Source organism: Exiguobacterium sp. SH5S4 (assembly GCF_004337045.1).
GTDB lineage: Bacteria > Bacillota > Bacilli > Exiguobacteriales > Exiguobacteriaceae > Exiguobacterium > Exiguobacterium aurantiacum_A.
In genome coordinates, this window is the sequence record NZ_SJUQ01000030.1 from 18,877 (window position 1) to 32,720 (window position 13,844).

Here is a 13,844-nt window from a genome sequence, read left to right on the forward strand (position 1 = left end):
AGGTTCACTCCGTTATGACTGTTCTCAGTATTTCCTCGGTCGTCGTCAAACCTTGCGCGACTTTCTCGAGACCGTCGGCGAGCAAGAACCGGGCACCGGCTCGTTTCGCTTGCTCGACCATCTCGGCCTCGGTCGCTTGGTTCATGATCAAACGCCGCAACTCTTCATCAATCGGCACGACTTCATGGATAGCGAGTCGCCCACGATAGCCTGTAAAGTTACACGACGCGCACCCGTTTCCGCGAATGACGCGCGTGATCGCCACACGTTCAGCATCGAACAGTTCTTGCTCCCGTTTCGAGACCGGTTGCTCATGACCACAGTCGCGACAGACGCGGCGGACGAGGCGCTGGGCGACGAGGCCGGACGTTGAAGCCGCGACGAGGAACGGTTCGACCCCCATATCGACGAGGCGGGTGATCGAGCTGATCGCCGAGTTCGTATGGAGCGTCGATAAGACCAAGTGTCCGGTGAGTGAGGCCCGGATCGCAATCTCGGCCGTCTCGGTATCCCGGATCTCCCCGACCATGACGATGTTCGGGTCTTGGCGGAGGATCGAGCGGAGGCCGGAAGCGAACGTAAGCCCGACTTTCGCATTGACTTGGACTTGGTTGATGCCGTCAAGTTGATACTCGACCGGATCTTCGACCGTGATGATGTTCTTCGACTCGTCATTCAGTTCTTTGAGCGATGCGTACAGTGTCGACGATTTACCCGAACCGGTCGGCCCTGTGATCAAAATAATGCCGTTCGGCCGCTTCAACATGTCGCGATACAACATCTCGTTATGGTCGCCGAACCCAAGTTTCGTCAAGTCGGTCAACCCTTGTGAGGAATCGAGCACCCGGATGACGATCTTTTCGCCGTACATCGTCGGGAGCGTCGAGACGCGGAAATCGTACGGGCGGTCGCGCAGCGTATACTTGATCCGTCCATCTTGGGGCAGCCGGCTTTCCGTGATGTCTAGGTTACTCATCACTTTAAGTCGCGTCAGCATGACGCTTTGAATTTTCTTTGGATAGATTGCTTCCGTGCGCAAGTCACCGTCGACGCGGAAGCGGACGTGCAGCTGTTTCTCATGCGGATCGAAATGGATATCCGATGCTCGTTGATCGATTGCGCTCAAAAACAGCTGGTTGACGAGCCGAATGACCGGGGCATCGTCGCGCGATGCCGTCTCTTGCCGTTCGAATTCCGGCGCCTCATCTTTTAAAATCTCGATGAGCGAGGCGTCCATTTCGTAATACCGGCTGATCGTCTTCCGAATTTGTTCCCGCGTCGCAATGCCAACCTCAATATTCATCCCGGTCTGTAACCGGACGTCATCGATCGCAATCAAATCAAGGGGATCCGCCGTCGCAACGAATAGCGTGTTCCCCTGTAATTCAATCGGCATGATGTCGTGCTTTTGGGCAATCGCTTTTGGCACGAGTTTTGTGACGGTGACGTTAATGTCTTGCGAATATAGTGCGATGATCGGCACGTCCAGTTGTTCATGAAGCACTTGGATCAATTGTGTCTCGGTCAAATAGTGCAACCGCATGAGTGCATCGCCGAGTTTTTCGCCTCGCCGTTTTTGGGCGAGCGCCTCGTCGAGTTGCTCGTTCATAATCAATCCAGCCTCGATCAACATCTCGCCCAATCGTTTTTTCGTTCGTCTCACCTTACTTCACCATCCTCTGAGGTACCTCCTGCTCGACGTCTCGCTGTTCAATGAAGACGCTCAACGCTGCGCCGCCCGCTAAACCGATGACGATGAGGAGCCAAGCCCACCACGTCCGTTCAAGCGATTCCGCATACAGCGTATACATACCGAGCGATAACACGGCCACAAGTACCGACACGACGAGTTTCGTCTCGCGCTTCCGTACGTATGGGATCGACAAGGCAAACAGCGTCAACGTGGCCAGCACCCAAAAGGCGAGCAGTATTACATATCCGATCATCCGACTGCCTCCTCGCTAGACGCCGGGACATCCTCGTCCACCGGCGGTTGCTCTTCAAATTCATTCAATCCATCATCTTCTATATCGTCATTAAACGGGTCGTCGTCCAGTGTTTCATCCGGGAACGTCGGAATGATCGGTTCAACCGGTTCAGGCGGCGGTAGTGGGACCGAACTTTTCGTCACGATCTCCGGTACCGGCTCATAAAAATCAAAGCCCAACAATTCACGCGTCTCGCCTGCCTCGGTGACACGGATGCGATACAACTTCCCTGACTCTCCAGTTTGACCGGATTGCGTCACCGAAGAACTTCCAGCCGGGAGTGATGGGGAGAAGCGGATCACGTTTTGGTACGGCACGCTTGCGACTTCTTCGACCCGCGATTCGTACGCGCCGACGAACGCTTTCCCGAGCAGTTGCACCGTCATCACGTTCCCTTCATCTAGGACGATGATGGCGTAAGGTGATTGTTCCGTGTTTTGGACGGCGAAGTTCGAGCCGACATCGATTTTGACGTCGTAGCCAAGCTCGATGCCGCTCGGAAGCACTTCATGTGGGACACGCTCGAGCACTTTGAACGGAGTCGCCGCAAACAATTTATAAAGCGACGAGCCGAGCGGCGTGAGGGCTTCAAAATCTTCCCCGAACGACTTCAGGCTGAACATGTCGCCTGCATCCATTTCAAATCCGTTCATCCGTTCTAACGCCGAGCGCATTGCTGGCGTCGGACTAATCGTCATCGACGCGACGACCTCGTTCTCTTCTGCGACCATCTCAAGGGCGACGTTCGAATCGAGCTTAGACGCTGAGGCGACGAGCGGTGGGGTCACCATCGTCATCGTGACGGGTTGATTCTCTAAATACGGAGCGATTCGCTCTTCATCGATTGTTGTGATGAGCGGATAGTCCCCTGGTTCGGATATGGCTTCAAGCGTATCATTCACGTTAAATGTCACGACGTCTTTACCGACTTCGAGCGCCGTCCCGTCGACGAGCGTGACCGTGAACGGTGCGTTTGCGAAGTCTTTGACGGCATTGTCGAGACGGACGACCGCCTCTTCTTTCGTCATCCCCGATATGTCGATCCCGGCGACACGTGTGTCTTTATATGTAGCGCTTGTCTTCGCTGACGCGTCGAGATAGTTGACGAGCCCGATCGTCGGTAACGACACGAGCAACACAAGACATGTCAGGATGAAAAAGTGCATCCCATATTGCTTCATTCCAATTCCCCCTATGTAAAAAACTGAGACTTTCGATTTACTATCCGTTCGTACTCTAACTTTAGTATAATATGCATTGGACATAAATTAACATTTATTTAGGTAATCATACGCTTTTTTCCTAGTATTTTATTATATTTGAAAAGGAGGTCAATGCGTTGACCCGTTCCGAAAAAGGTTTTACGCTCGTCGAAGTACTCGTGTCGATCGTCATTTTATCGATTGTTTCGTTCTCCTTGTTAAACATATTCAGCCAAAGTCTGAAGACGACGAATGATAGTCTTAGTACGACCATCGCCAACCAAGTCGCTCAAAACGCACTGCATACATTAGATCGACGAGCCTCAGCTGTTCAAGAAACGCTTGACTTGAATAAACTGTTGAATCGAAACGGCGTGAGTTCAGAATGTGATTTTTGTTCTGATTATCGGATTCATGGTGAGACGTACGTCGCTACCATCTCCCAATTGTCAACGCTGCCGCCAAATACAATCGAAGTCGAGATTTCCGTGACGACCGATCGACTCCGAACACCTGTCACGTTGAAAGGAGTGATTTCGAATGCAACGTTACGTGAGCCGTTCCCTGAAACGGCTGTCCCAGAAAGTGAACTCGTTCAGTAAAGCGTCCGAAGGGTTTACGCTCGTCGAGCTCCTTGTGACCGTCGTCGTTGCCTCGATCTTGAGCGGTGTCATCATCACTGCCTTCATTTCAGGAACGCTCGGTTTTCAATTGACGAACGAAACGAGCGAACTGCGCAGTGAGGCCGACTATTTGGTCACGTCCATCCTATCCGAAGTCAACCGCAGTGAATTTGATGCCGTCACCGAAATAAATGACACCTACCAATTCCACCAACTATCCGAACCACGCATCTCGTCGACTGGGATGATTTATCGGGAAGCCGGATACGAACCGATCAGCTTGAACTTATCAGCAGATTCATACGTGCCGAGCAACCCGAACGTCTTGTTAGATGATATTTCAATTCAACTGATCGAGCCCGTCTATGATCCACGGCGTCCGGACTATATAACGAGCGGCTTGATTGAAATCGAGATGAACCTATCGTTGAAGGCAAATCCCGATTCCATTAAAACGTTTAAAAGCTCGATCCCATTTTGAGAAGAAAGGAGGCACCACTTATGCATAAACGAGAAGAAGGCTATGTGCTCGTACTCGTACTCGTGACGATGGCCGCGCTCGCCGTCTTATCGCTCGCTGCCATGCAAGTGAACTTGGTCACGAATAAGCTGACGGTCATCCGCACGGAAGATACGCAGCTGAACGAAGACGCAAAAAGTGCGCTCAATCTGATTGCGGCGGATGTTCGAAATCGTTTCCCACTTCATGACGCAAATGATGTACCGGCTCATATGGAATCGGAGTCCGCTTTTAATGACGCGATTCAAGGCGCACTCGTCTCAAACGAACCGTTCCTTAATCTCCCGAGCGAGAGCGACAGCGAGAGCGACAGCGAGAGCGACAGCGAGAGCGACAGCGAGAGCGACAGCGAGAGCGACAGCGAGATCAGCTATTCAATTCAATTAAAAGAGAATGCGGACGCGAACCTGCTCGATACTGCACCGTTCACGAAGATTTTACAAGTAAACGTCGTCGCAAGCCGGCAAACAAATCCCGAGCAACCGCTCCTGTCGGTCGAATACACACAAGACCTTTATTTGACGGCTCTGCCCGCGTTTTTGTATTACGTGCTCGGGTCGGACGAGCAGTTGACGGTGAACGGGATGCCGACCGTGAAAGGGAACATCTTCTCAGGTGGGCCTTTGACGTTTGACCGGACGGCGAATTATCAGCTGGACGGCGTGGCGAAACGTATAGACAACATTCGTACAAGCTTGCTCCATCTCGATGGTCGCATCGACTTGAAGAATCCGAATGATTGTGCAACCTGCAGCAAATCGGACTATTTCACGTCTGGTGAAGAGGTGGCTGGTGAATTGCCGGACGCCGGCATATCGACGAGTCAGTTTTCTCCATTCCAATATGACTATTCGATTATTGAATTTTTAAATCGCTATTTGGATCAAAAGCTAAGCTACACGAATACCGTCGACGCTTCAATTTTCAATGGTGTTTTGATTCCATCAACAGATCAAACGTTTGAAGTCGAGCGTATTCTCGCCGAAGACGGTGTGACGGTTATCGAAAGACCTACTCCTTACTTAACCGCACGTACGTATAATGCGTTCACGAACCCAACAATTATCGAATTACCTGCAACGTTAGCTGATCGTGCCATGTATGTGACTGAATCAATTGCGAAAGCATCAGCCCCGTTGCTATTTGACGGAGATTTAGTTATTGAATCGACTGACCGTTTAACGATTGAGCGACCCCTTATTGTGAGAGGGAATTTGACGATTCGAGGCAACATCTCGTTTGAATCGACCGTTTACACACTCGGTGATACGTTTATCGATCGGGCCAATATTTTACCGATTGACGAGTCCAAAGGGAACTCTTTGATTTTGCTTTCAAAAGGGAAGATTTTATTGAACCGAATCAATGAGTTCGATGAAACTCCGACGACATTACAGGCGTTTCTGTATAGCGATTCTTCCGAACCGACATACGTCTATGCCGTCGGCTCAATTTTACAGATTAAAGGTGGACTGTATAGTAAAGGTCCGATGAATGTGAACGTCTTTCGTGGAACATTCAGCAGTCAAGACAATCTGAGCCCAGCTGAATACTTCGATAGCCGTATTTCTGCGCACGACGCGTCACAATCACGACTAAAACTTTCGTATAACGATGCAGTCTTCAATCAATTAGATACGTTGCCTGTGACAAACCAACTGCAGTTCTTCGTCAGTCAGCCTGTGCAAATTCGTTAAAATGAAAACAAGGACAATCCGTCGCAGGATTGTCCTTGTTTTCATTCGGGCTGATACCCTTTTTTAACCATCGCTTCTAACATCAATTGCTGATTCATTTCCATGACAACAGATGCGACTTCTTCATACGGCACAATTTCTGCATCCATACGTTCAATCAAGTCTGTAAAAGCCTCCGTATTCCCATCATAGACGGCTTGAATCAGAATATTAGGATGTGTATTTAAAAACGCAACATCAATCTGTTCGTGAGCCAAGCGCCATTTTTCTGGCTCGTCATTCAAGCTATACAACCCTTCTAACAACGTGCTCGAAGGGATTGAAACATCAAGCGGTGCACCGGCCTTCACCATGCGCTCGAACTCTCCGAACGTCATCAAGTCGGCCAAGTAAATCCATTGCTTATCTGTAAGCATTGCACCATGTTCGAACAGAACGAGCGCTGAAGGAACATCGTACTGTTCGACCGCCTTCTCCATCCACTCATCTTGTACGTCAACGAACGGTCGCTCTAAAATCGTAGCGAGTTGCTCAGCATCAGCTGTTTGAAGCGATTCATCTACTTGTTTTGTCTGGTAATAGGTATAGCCCCATCCTGCCGCACCAATGAAAGCTACGAACAGGATGACACTAATTACTTTCCACTTCATCAATAGTAATCTCCTGCATCTTCCGGTGAACCGGGATTAGGATCTGTGCCTTCGCGAACGCGCACATAAAATTCACGATAAACAATTTTAGGCCCATTCGTTCCAGAGAAGAAGCGGCTGACGTCTTCTGTCGCAATTCGTACTTTTGCAAGTCCCGGTTTTTTTAACCGCAATTTTGTTTGATCCACGATTTCTACGACGTCTGAACCTTCCGCCACCTGCATTCCAAAACCTCGAACGTTCGCTGTACTCGGCAAGAAGACCGGTTCATACGTGTACGGTGAGTTTTCCATGTAAAGCTCGATGTTCGACGCTAGCATGTCTTGCGGATACTCTTTAACATCAATCATCGCTGTGACGCGTTGAGAAGCAAAATTCGTGAATGCTCCTGTGACAGGGATCAAGCGCTGCGTCGTCCCTGTCCCTTGAACGGCCTTGACAGTTACACCATCAACTCGTGGCGTTCCTAACGTGATTTCACTAGTTCCGGATGGAAGCTCCCAACTGACTGGCAATCGGACTGACCCCGTTTGAATAAGAGATAAACTGGTTGATTGTTGAACCAATGTTCCTTCTGAATCACGGTATACCCATAACGTCGCCTCAGTCGGAGACACGCTCAACGCCGGCAGTGAAACCTTTACATTGACAAAGATTGGTGCGACCGGCTGATTCGCCGGTTGATTCACAAGCGAGACTTTGACTTGAACCGTTCCTGGTGCATTTCCGCTCAACTTAAGTTCTTGCTTCGTTTGCTGAACGACTTCGACAGCGTTTTGTCCTGAAACGATATCAAATCGGAAGTTCCGATACTCATCATTTGTCGTTTTAATAGACGGTCGAATGATCCCCTCTTCACCGACCAACAAATTTAAGTTATTCGCTGAGAACTGCGTTGGCGGATCATCGACGATGATTTCGATCTCATTTGATTGAATCGTTTTCCCCGTCACTGGAGATGTATATTCTACTCGTACTGTCGTCTTCCCTGGCTTCATCCCTTTAATCGACGCACTGTTGTTGACGTAGCTCGGCGTCAATTCGGCAGCCGAAGAGCCAATTACCCATTTTAAATCGAGTTTGCGTGCTGTTTCAGGGGTGAGAATGGGTGTCACTTGACGTGTCTCCCCGATATTCAAATAAATTGGGCCCTCGAGCTGCAACCGTTCAATTTCTTTTTCGAGAACGGTTGTATTAACAGAAGTCAGCTTACCAGCCCCTTCTTTCTCAACATCATGCTTGTTCGTACCGTTCGAATTATGGTTCGCTTCAAAAACATAATCAAATGTTCCTCGGTCGAACGTATAGTTTCCTACTTTATTCGCAACAAGCTTAACTTCAACTTTTGTATCATTCACCTTACAGCTGCTATCATTTTTTTCGATAACACATTCATCTGAGATAGAACCTACAAGTTTATCGCCGACCCGCTTCCATCCTGTTGGCAACGAACTGTCTAGAACTGTATAACCGCTTGGAATCGTTTCTTCAACGTTCACAGTCCACGCAAATTCTTTATACGCGTTACCATTCGGCTTTTGAATGAACGGTACCGAGTAGTTCAGGTTGTACGTAAGAGCGATTTGATTCTCGACTTCTGTCGTTAACGGGCTGATCGTCCGAGATACGAACGCAGCCTCCTCAGATTTTAAGACGTTGACGACAAAGGATTCAGTCGATGTGATTGCACCTTTAGTACGTTGTTCTTTCGTCTCAATCCGAACGTTTAACTGTGAACCAGCCTGTGCGTTATGTTCATAAAAGAAACCACTCGTCTCCCCGTTCCGAACACTGGCAAACTTTCCGTTTTCCGCTGGATACACTTGCTTCTCGTTGACCAAGACACGTGTATCTAAAAAGCGGTCTGCAAAATCATAGTCAAGTGACTTCCATGACAAGTAAAGCGGTTCAATGTCATATACGCTTGCTTGTCGATTCTGTTCCAGTTGAGGGTTGATCACCTCAATTTTTGGAGCATGGTTCGATCCAATGAAGGCACGGAACATCGTGTTCACAAATATCTCTTTTTCATCTTGCTCATCAAACGTTTGTACATGCCCTGCTCCGGAATATGTCAAGTTTCCAACTGTATACATATAGTAGTGATTGGAACTATCGCCGGCGGTGCGGTTGCTCCCAACAAGGTTGAACCACGTCGTCAAATCTTCATTTTCTAAATCTAATGAAAAGTATTGGTTATGTGTCGTTTTGACTTTTTTCTTTGAAATTGAATTAGAGCTTATCTTATACGGATACTCAGTGAATAATCCTGTTGCTGTTTGAACGATTTCGGTTGAAGGATTTTGAGCATAAATTCCCATGTTCGTGTATTCTCTCGTCGCAAAACGTGATGCAAAGTTACTTTCCCACATATTCTTCACATTGAATTTGCCACTGTTTGCAGTACGGTACAACATATCGTGAGTAAACATAACCCCACGACCTTGATCCATAAACTTTGTTAATTCTGTATGCGTACACGTATCTGTAAGCTCAGAAATGTAAGAATCTTTGAATCCAAATATAATTAAATCTTTACTATAAAACCATTCCTTGTTCTTATTGAGATTTTGCTCGCAAATTTTATCGACTAACTGCTTGTAGGTAATGATTTCAAGATTGAAATCATAATAATCACCGTAGCTGAGCATCTGGTTGTTTGAAAACGTGTCACTAAGCTTACCTGTCACAGGATCACCAGATACGTCCGCCGTAACTTGCAATACCTTCGCAGTCGCTTTCTCATCTTTCAACAAAAAACGTCCCGTCTTATAAGAGTACGTTTTTGCAATCGAATCTTTCATAACAATTTTCCAATAACGAGGACTCGTGTAACTTGGCGCATCGATTGTGTATGAAATCGAACCTGTCTGTTTAGCTTCTACTGTTTGAATCCACTCATTTTGAGTGAATCGATCGTTACTATCAAAATCGATATATAGTTCAACAGTCGCGTCAGCAGATGGCGTATTTTCAAGCGAATAATTAAACCGAATTTCTTTCCCTCTTTCGGCTGGTATGATTGAAGTTTCTGATTCAATATCGACCAAAGAAGTCAACGTCTTCGTACCTTGCTTGGTAGTCACCTGATTAATTTTATTCGGTTTATTAGTGGCGAAGTAGGTTTTTAAATAACTACTCACTTCATCAACTGTTTTAAAAACTATAGCGTTACTTTGTTTTAACTGATCAATTTTCTTGGGAAGATTATTTTGTTTAACAAAGACATCTTCATGTAGAAAGACAGGAACACCATTAGCAAGTAGTTCATTTTGAATTTGCTGAACCTTTAACGCGGTTATATCATTGTTATGCTCTCTCGTATCGTGAGATAATCTAGTAACATTTTTAATCGCATCATCTCCGGTTAACGACGGATCGTATTTCACCGTACTCGCGCTATATTTTGCTTGAGTTCCGGCTGCACGTGACGGACCAAACACGACCGCATCATACTTCCCTAATAAGTCTTCTCGAGATGCATTAAACTGTTTAACGGTCATCGTTTCGACCGTATATTTGGTTCCCAAATTTAATTGTGACGGGATGATATATGTCACATTCGTCGTATTTTTATCTTTTTCTGCAAGATCGGTCAATTCTAAAATCACCGGTTTAATCGGCGTACTTGCCGATACGGTCGAATAAATTTCAAAAAAAGTTGTAGTAAGGAGTGATGTTAAAAAGACGATCGCGACAAGCGCTGATACGGGTCGTTTCAATCTTTGTTGACTGACCATGCTGCATTTCCTCCTTGGATGATGAAGTGATGATGACATACGTTCTCATACTCATTCATACCCCGTATTTATCCATAACGCAAGGTCATTTTTGAAAACTTTGGAAATACGTTCTCACTTCACTAATAAAGTAAAGCGATCCCGTCATGACGAGTGTTTTCGAGCGCGGCGAACGTACCCATTCCGCCAACCAATCTTTCCACTCGACGTAACGGGCCCCGTCCTCGATTAGACTGTCTTTCGTCCGTGCCCGCGGAAAGTCGAACGTCGTCTCATAAACGGTCGCGATCGTCCCTAACGATTTGATTATCGCTTCACGGTCCTTGTCGGCAAGAGTCGCGACAAGCACGGTGACATCTTCTTCTAGACGAAGTTGCTCACAGAGTGCCGCTACGCCTTCCGCGTTATGCGCCCCGTCTAAAATGATCCGCGGCTCTTTTGAGATGAGCTCATAGCGCCCCGGATGTTGTGCCGTCTCAAGCCCTATCAATATCGCCTCGGTCTTCCATCCGAGATGACGGGCGACCGCGACGGCGCACGCTCCGTTGTAGGCTTGATGATGACCCGTCAAGCCGAGAGCCGCAGCAGGCAGTCCTTCATATGTAACAGTTGTGTCGGCCCCGTCTTCGATCGACTCGATGAGCGGCGTGACCGCATGCACCGGTGCTTCCATCGTCCGACCTTGTTCTTCGAGCAACGTGATCAACTGCGCATCGTCCAAACTATGGAACATCGGGACACCTCGTTTCATGATGCCGAACTTCTCCATGGCGATCTCTGCGAGCGTATCGCCGAGTATACCTTGATGGTCGTGCCCGATCGACGTCACGACCGTCGCGAGCGGTCGCTTCAACACGTTCGTCGAATCGAGCCGGCCCCCGAGACCGACTTCCCAAATGACGAGGTCCGGTTGCTGTTCATGGAAGTACAGCTTCGCCATGACCGTCAGCAGTTCAAACTCGGTCAACGTCTCCGGTGACTCATCGGCACGGTCACGAACACGGTTCGCGATGCGGACGAGATCAATCTCGTGAATCGGTTCGCCGTTCAACATGATCCGCTCCTCGAACTGGATGATGTACGGCGAGATGAAAGTCCCGATGTTCAACCCTTCAGCGATCGCCATCGCCCGCAAAAACGCGACGGTCGATCCCTTCCCGTTCGTCCCGGCCACGTGAATCGACGGCAATTCGTCAATTTGTAACGTCTCGAGCATCCACTCGACTCGATTCAATCCAGGCTTGATCCCGAACCGCAGTTGTCCGTTCAGCCATTCAAATACGTCTTGTCTTGTCTCCATCTTTAACCCACCCCTGTTCTAACACTTCCCTCCCATCTTACCAAAATTCACGAAGGCCTACGCAGAGAATCGGCTGTGCTATACTCGAAGCGAACAGAGATAGGAGGAATTCAGATGAAAGACACAGGTTGGAACTTTGAAGCGACATACGTCGAACTTCGTGACATGTTTTACGACCGTGGGCCGATCAACCCGGTCGACAAACCAGAACTCGTCTTATTGAATGAACCCCTCGCCGAGACACTCGGACTCGATATTGATGCATTGAAAGAAGACGTGGCGCTCCTGTCCGGAAACCGGCAGACCGACACGTCGTTCTCGCAAGCGTACGCCGGGCATCAGTTCGGCAACTTCACGATGCTCGGTGACGGACGCGCCCTCTTCTTAGGGGAACACGTCACAGCGAACGGTAAACGGGTCGACGTGCAGTTGAAAGGCTCAGGACCGACCGAATACTCACGAGGTGGTGACGGCCGAGCCGCTATCGGGCCGATGGTACGCGAATATTTGATTAGTGAAGCGATGTACGCGCTCGGTATCCCGACGAATCGGGCACTTGCCGTCGTCAAGACTGGTGAGCCGGTCATGCGTCAAGGGCCGAAGCACGGTGCCGTCTTGACCCGTGTCGCCTCGAGTCATATCCGCGTCGGCACGTTCCAATACGCGGCCGCGGCCGGGTCGATCGATGACGTCATCGCCCTCGCCGACTATGCGATCCATCGTCACGACTCAGGTCTCGAAGGTCGTCCTGACCGCTACGAGGCGTTCCTCGGACGCGTCATCGAACGTCAGGCGAAACTGATCGCCGACTGGCAACTCGTCGGCTTCATCCACGGCGTCATGAACACCGACAACACGTTCATCAGCGGTGAAGGTCTCGACTACGGTCCGTGCGCATTCATGGATACGTATCATCCAAACACCGTCTTCAGCTCGATCGACCGCGAGGGCCGTTACGCCTACGCGAATCAGCCGTATATCGGGTCGTGGAACTTAGCCCGGCTTGCCGAGACGCTGTTGCCGTTACTTGCCGACACGCAAGAAGCTGCCGTCGACATCGCCAATCGTTTGTTGAACGATTATACGGAGATTTATAAACAAGCGTACTTCACCGGACTCGCCCATAAGATCGGTCTCTACGTCCGAAAAGACGGCGATGACGCGCTGACTGACGAACTGCTCCGACTCATGATGGAGACCGAGGCCGACTTCACGAACACGTTCCGCGTGCTCACGCTAGGAGAAACGGAGTCACTTCCGTTCGCGTCGCGTGACGATGGGAAGGCCTGGCTTTCGGCATGGCGTAAACGTCTCGCTGAACAAGCTCTCCCAGACGAAGATGTGACGCGACTCATGCGCCAACACAACCCGGCCGTCATCCCGCGCAACCATCACGTCGAATCAGCGATCACGTCAGCTGAACGAGGTGACTTCGGTCCGTCAAACGCCTTGCTTGACGTGTTGCGTCAGCCGTATGACTACGAAGCCGATTACGGGCGTTACGTCTCGCCGGGACCAGAGCGAACGTATCCGTATCAGACGTTTTGTGGCACGTGATCCATTCCGCTTTCGCGGGATGGATTTTTTTAGGAACCTTTTAGCGTTTGGGTGCGTACTATAGACAAACGACACTCTGGAGGTTTACTATGCGTCTACTTGCTTCACTCATCTCGCTTGGTTTCGCTTGCCTAATCTCGCTCGAGCTATGGCAAGGTCCGTTTTATAGTGGCTGGATTTGGTCCATGCCCGCCTTTTTCTTAATCGTCTCGTTTTTCCAGTTCATGAAACATTTGAATGAGCTTGAATGGAGTGGTGAGAACGACACATGAAACTCGTTTATTTCACGATGATGCTTCTTGCCGGATTCCTATATGCCGTGTATCTCGTCCATTTGTATCGAGTCGGGCTGACTGATTCGCTCTACATGCACTTCCTTTGGATCACGGGAATCGGACTTTATGTTTTATGGCTACGTCGAAGAACCCCCAAACGTCGTTTGAACTGCTCCCCGTCAAGTAGACAGGGCAAATAATGAAAACCAGCCTAGGCGGCTTGAGACCTGTATTCGACAGGGCTCAAGCCGTTTAGTCGTTTCTGGAAACGATCGTGGTTGTAGAACGATAT

At 49.0% G+C, this 13,844-nt stretch carries 12 protein-coding genes; 5 read left to right on the forward strand and 7 right to left on the reverse strand.

Annotated features, from left to right (window positions below; translation table 11 throughout):
* Nucleotides 1–4: 4 nt before the first annotated feature.
* Genes EVJ32_RS13890 through EVJ32_RS13900 form a run of 3 tightly spaced genes read right to left on the reverse strand, consistent with a single transcriptional unit; the run spans nucleotide 5 to nucleotide 3,169 of the window.
* The gene (locus EVJ32_RS13890) at nucleotides 5–1,663 is read right to left on the reverse strand and encodes a GspE/PulE family protein (RefSeq protein ID WP_131458819.1); all 1,659 of its coding nucleotides are present in this window, start codon (nucleotides 1,661–1,663) and stop codon (nucleotides 5–7) included.
* A gap of 1 nt (nucleotide 1,664) precedes the next feature.
* Nucleotides 1,665–1,946 carry a hypothetical protein gene (locus EVJ32_RS13895; RefSeq protein ID WP_131458820.1) on the reverse strand — a complete coding sequence of 94 codons (282 nt, stop codon included), beginning with the start codon at nucleotides 1,944–1,946 and terminating at the stop codon, nucleotides 1,665–1,667.
* Nucleotides 1,943–3,169 carry a G5 domain-containing protein gene (locus EVJ32_RS13900; RefSeq protein ID WP_236639522.1) on the reverse strand — a complete coding sequence of 409 codons (1,227 nt, stop codon included), beginning with the start codon at nucleotides 3,167–3,169 and terminating at the stop codon, nucleotides 1,943–1,945. Before EVJ32_RS13900 ends, EVJ32_RS13895 begins: the two co-directional genes overlap by 4 nt.
* 158 nt (nucleotides 3,170–3,327) lie before the next feature.
* Between EVJ32_RS13900 and EVJ32_RS13905 the strand changes: the two genes are divergently transcribed.
* From EVJ32_RS13905 to EVJ32_RS13915, 3 genes are read left to right on the forward strand one after another with little or no spacing between them, the layout of a single operon-like run.
* Nucleotides 3,328–3,792, forward strand: coding sequence for a type IV pilus modification PilV family protein (locus EVJ32_RS13905; RefSeq protein ID WP_131458821.1), 465 nt, complete (start codon nucleotides 3,328–3,330; stop codon nucleotides 3,790–3,792).
* Complete coding sequence (locus EVJ32_RS13910; RefSeq protein ID WP_236639523.1) at nucleotides 3,731–4,294, forward strand: prepilin-type N-terminal cleavage/methylation domain-containing protein; 564 nt, start codon at nucleotides 3,731–3,733, stop codon at nucleotides 4,292–4,294. The genes EVJ32_RS13905 and EVJ32_RS13910 overlap by 62 nt, the downstream gene beginning before the upstream one ends.
* Before the next feature lie 20 nt (nucleotides 4,295–4,314).
* The gene (locus EVJ32_RS13915) at nucleotides 4,315–6,030 is read left to right on the forward strand and encodes a hypothetical protein (RefSeq protein ID WP_131458822.1); all 1,716 of its coding nucleotides are present in this window, start codon (nucleotides 4,315–4,317) and stop codon (nucleotides 6,028–6,030) included.
* A gap of 41 nt (nucleotides 6,031–6,071) precedes the next feature.
* Here the strand turns inward: EVJ32_RS13915 and EVJ32_RS13920 are convergent, their stop codons facing one another.
* The 3 genes from EVJ32_RS13920 to EVJ32_RS13930 all read right to left on the reverse strand — a co-directional run bounded on the left by EVJ32_RS13920 (nucleotide 6,072) and on the right by EVJ32_RS13930 (nucleotide 11,720).
* On the reverse strand, nucleotides 6,072–6,680 hold the full coding sequence (locus EVJ32_RS13920) for a hypothetical protein (protein WP_131458823.1): 609 nt from the start codon (nucleotides 6,678–6,680) through the stop codon (nucleotides 6,072–6,074).
* Nucleotides 6,680–10,420: a DUF5057 domain-containing protein gene (locus EVJ32_RS13925; protein WP_131458824.1), complete on the reverse strand. Its 3,741-nt coding sequence runs from the start codon at nucleotides 10,418–10,420 to the stop codon at nucleotides 6,680–6,682. The genes EVJ32_RS13920 and EVJ32_RS13925 overlap by 1 nt, the downstream gene beginning before the upstream one ends.
* Nucleotides 10,421–10,505: 85 nt before the next feature.
* A complete protein-coding gene (locus EVJ32_RS13930) occupies nucleotides 10,506–11,720 on the reverse strand; it encodes a bifunctional folylpolyglutamate synthase/dihydrofolate synthase (protein ID WP_131458825.1) in 1,215 nt (404 codons plus the stop codon).
* 114 nt (nucleotides 11,721–11,834) lie between these two features.
* On the opposite strand from EVJ32_RS13930, the gene EVJ32_RS13935 reads away from it, so the two are divergent.
* Complete coding sequence (locus EVJ32_RS13935; RefSeq protein WP_131458826.1) at nucleotides 11,835–13,277, forward strand: protein adenylyltransferase SelO; 1,443 nt, start codon at nucleotides 11,835–11,837, stop codon at nucleotides 13,275–13,277.
* An 89-nt stretch (nucleotides 13,278–13,366) separates the two neighbouring features.
* Complete coding sequence (locus EVJ32_RS13940; RefSeq protein WP_070327713.1) at nucleotides 13,367–13,549, forward strand: hypothetical protein; 183 nt, start codon at nucleotides 13,367–13,369, stop codon at nucleotides 13,547–13,549.
* Nucleotides 13,550–13,763: 214 nt separating this feature from the next.
* Here EVJ32_RS13940 and EVJ32_RS16535 read toward each other — a convergent pair.
* A partial coding sequence (locus EVJ32_RS16535; protein ID WP_131436690.1) for an IS3 family transposase occupies nucleotides 13,764–13,844 on the reverse strand: 81 nt, incomplete at its 5' end.

Coding starts and splice junctions, on each gene's coding strand:
- EVJ32_RS13915 (WP_131458822.1), top strand. CDS start 4,315: ATGCATAAACGAGAAGAAGGCTATGTGCTCGTACTCGTACTCGTGACG.
- EVJ32_RS13925 (WP_131458824.1), bottom strand. CDS start 10,420: ATGGTCAGTCAACAAAGATTGAAACGACCCGTATCAGCGCTTGTCGCG.
- EVJ32_RS13930 (WP_131458825.1), bottom strand. CDS start 11,720: ATGGAGACAAGACAAGACGTATTTGAATGGCTGAACGGACAACTGCGG.
- EVJ32_RS13910 (WP_236639523.1), top strand. CDS start 3,731: ATGCAACGTTACGTGAGCCGTTCCCTGAAACGGCTGTCCCAGAAAGTG.
- EVJ32_RS13900 (WP_236639522.1), bottom strand. CDS start 3,169: ATGAAGCAATATGGGATGCACTTTTTCATCCTGACATGTCTTGTGTTG.
- EVJ32_RS13895 (WP_131458820.1), bottom strand. CDS start 1,946: ATGATCGGATATGTAATACTGCTCGCCTTTTGGGTGCTGGCCACGTTG.
- EVJ32_RS13935 (WP_131458826.1), top strand. CDS start 11,835: ATGAAAGACACAGGTTGGAACTTTGAAGCGACATACGTCGAACTTCGT.
- EVJ32_RS13940 (WP_070327713.1), top strand. CDS start 13,367: ATGCGTCTACTTGCTTCACTCATCTCGCTTGGTTTCGCTTGCCTAATC.
- EVJ32_RS13920 (WP_131458823.1), bottom strand. CDS start 6,680: ATGAAGTGGAAAGTAATTAGTGTCATCCTGTTCGTAGCTTTCATTGGT.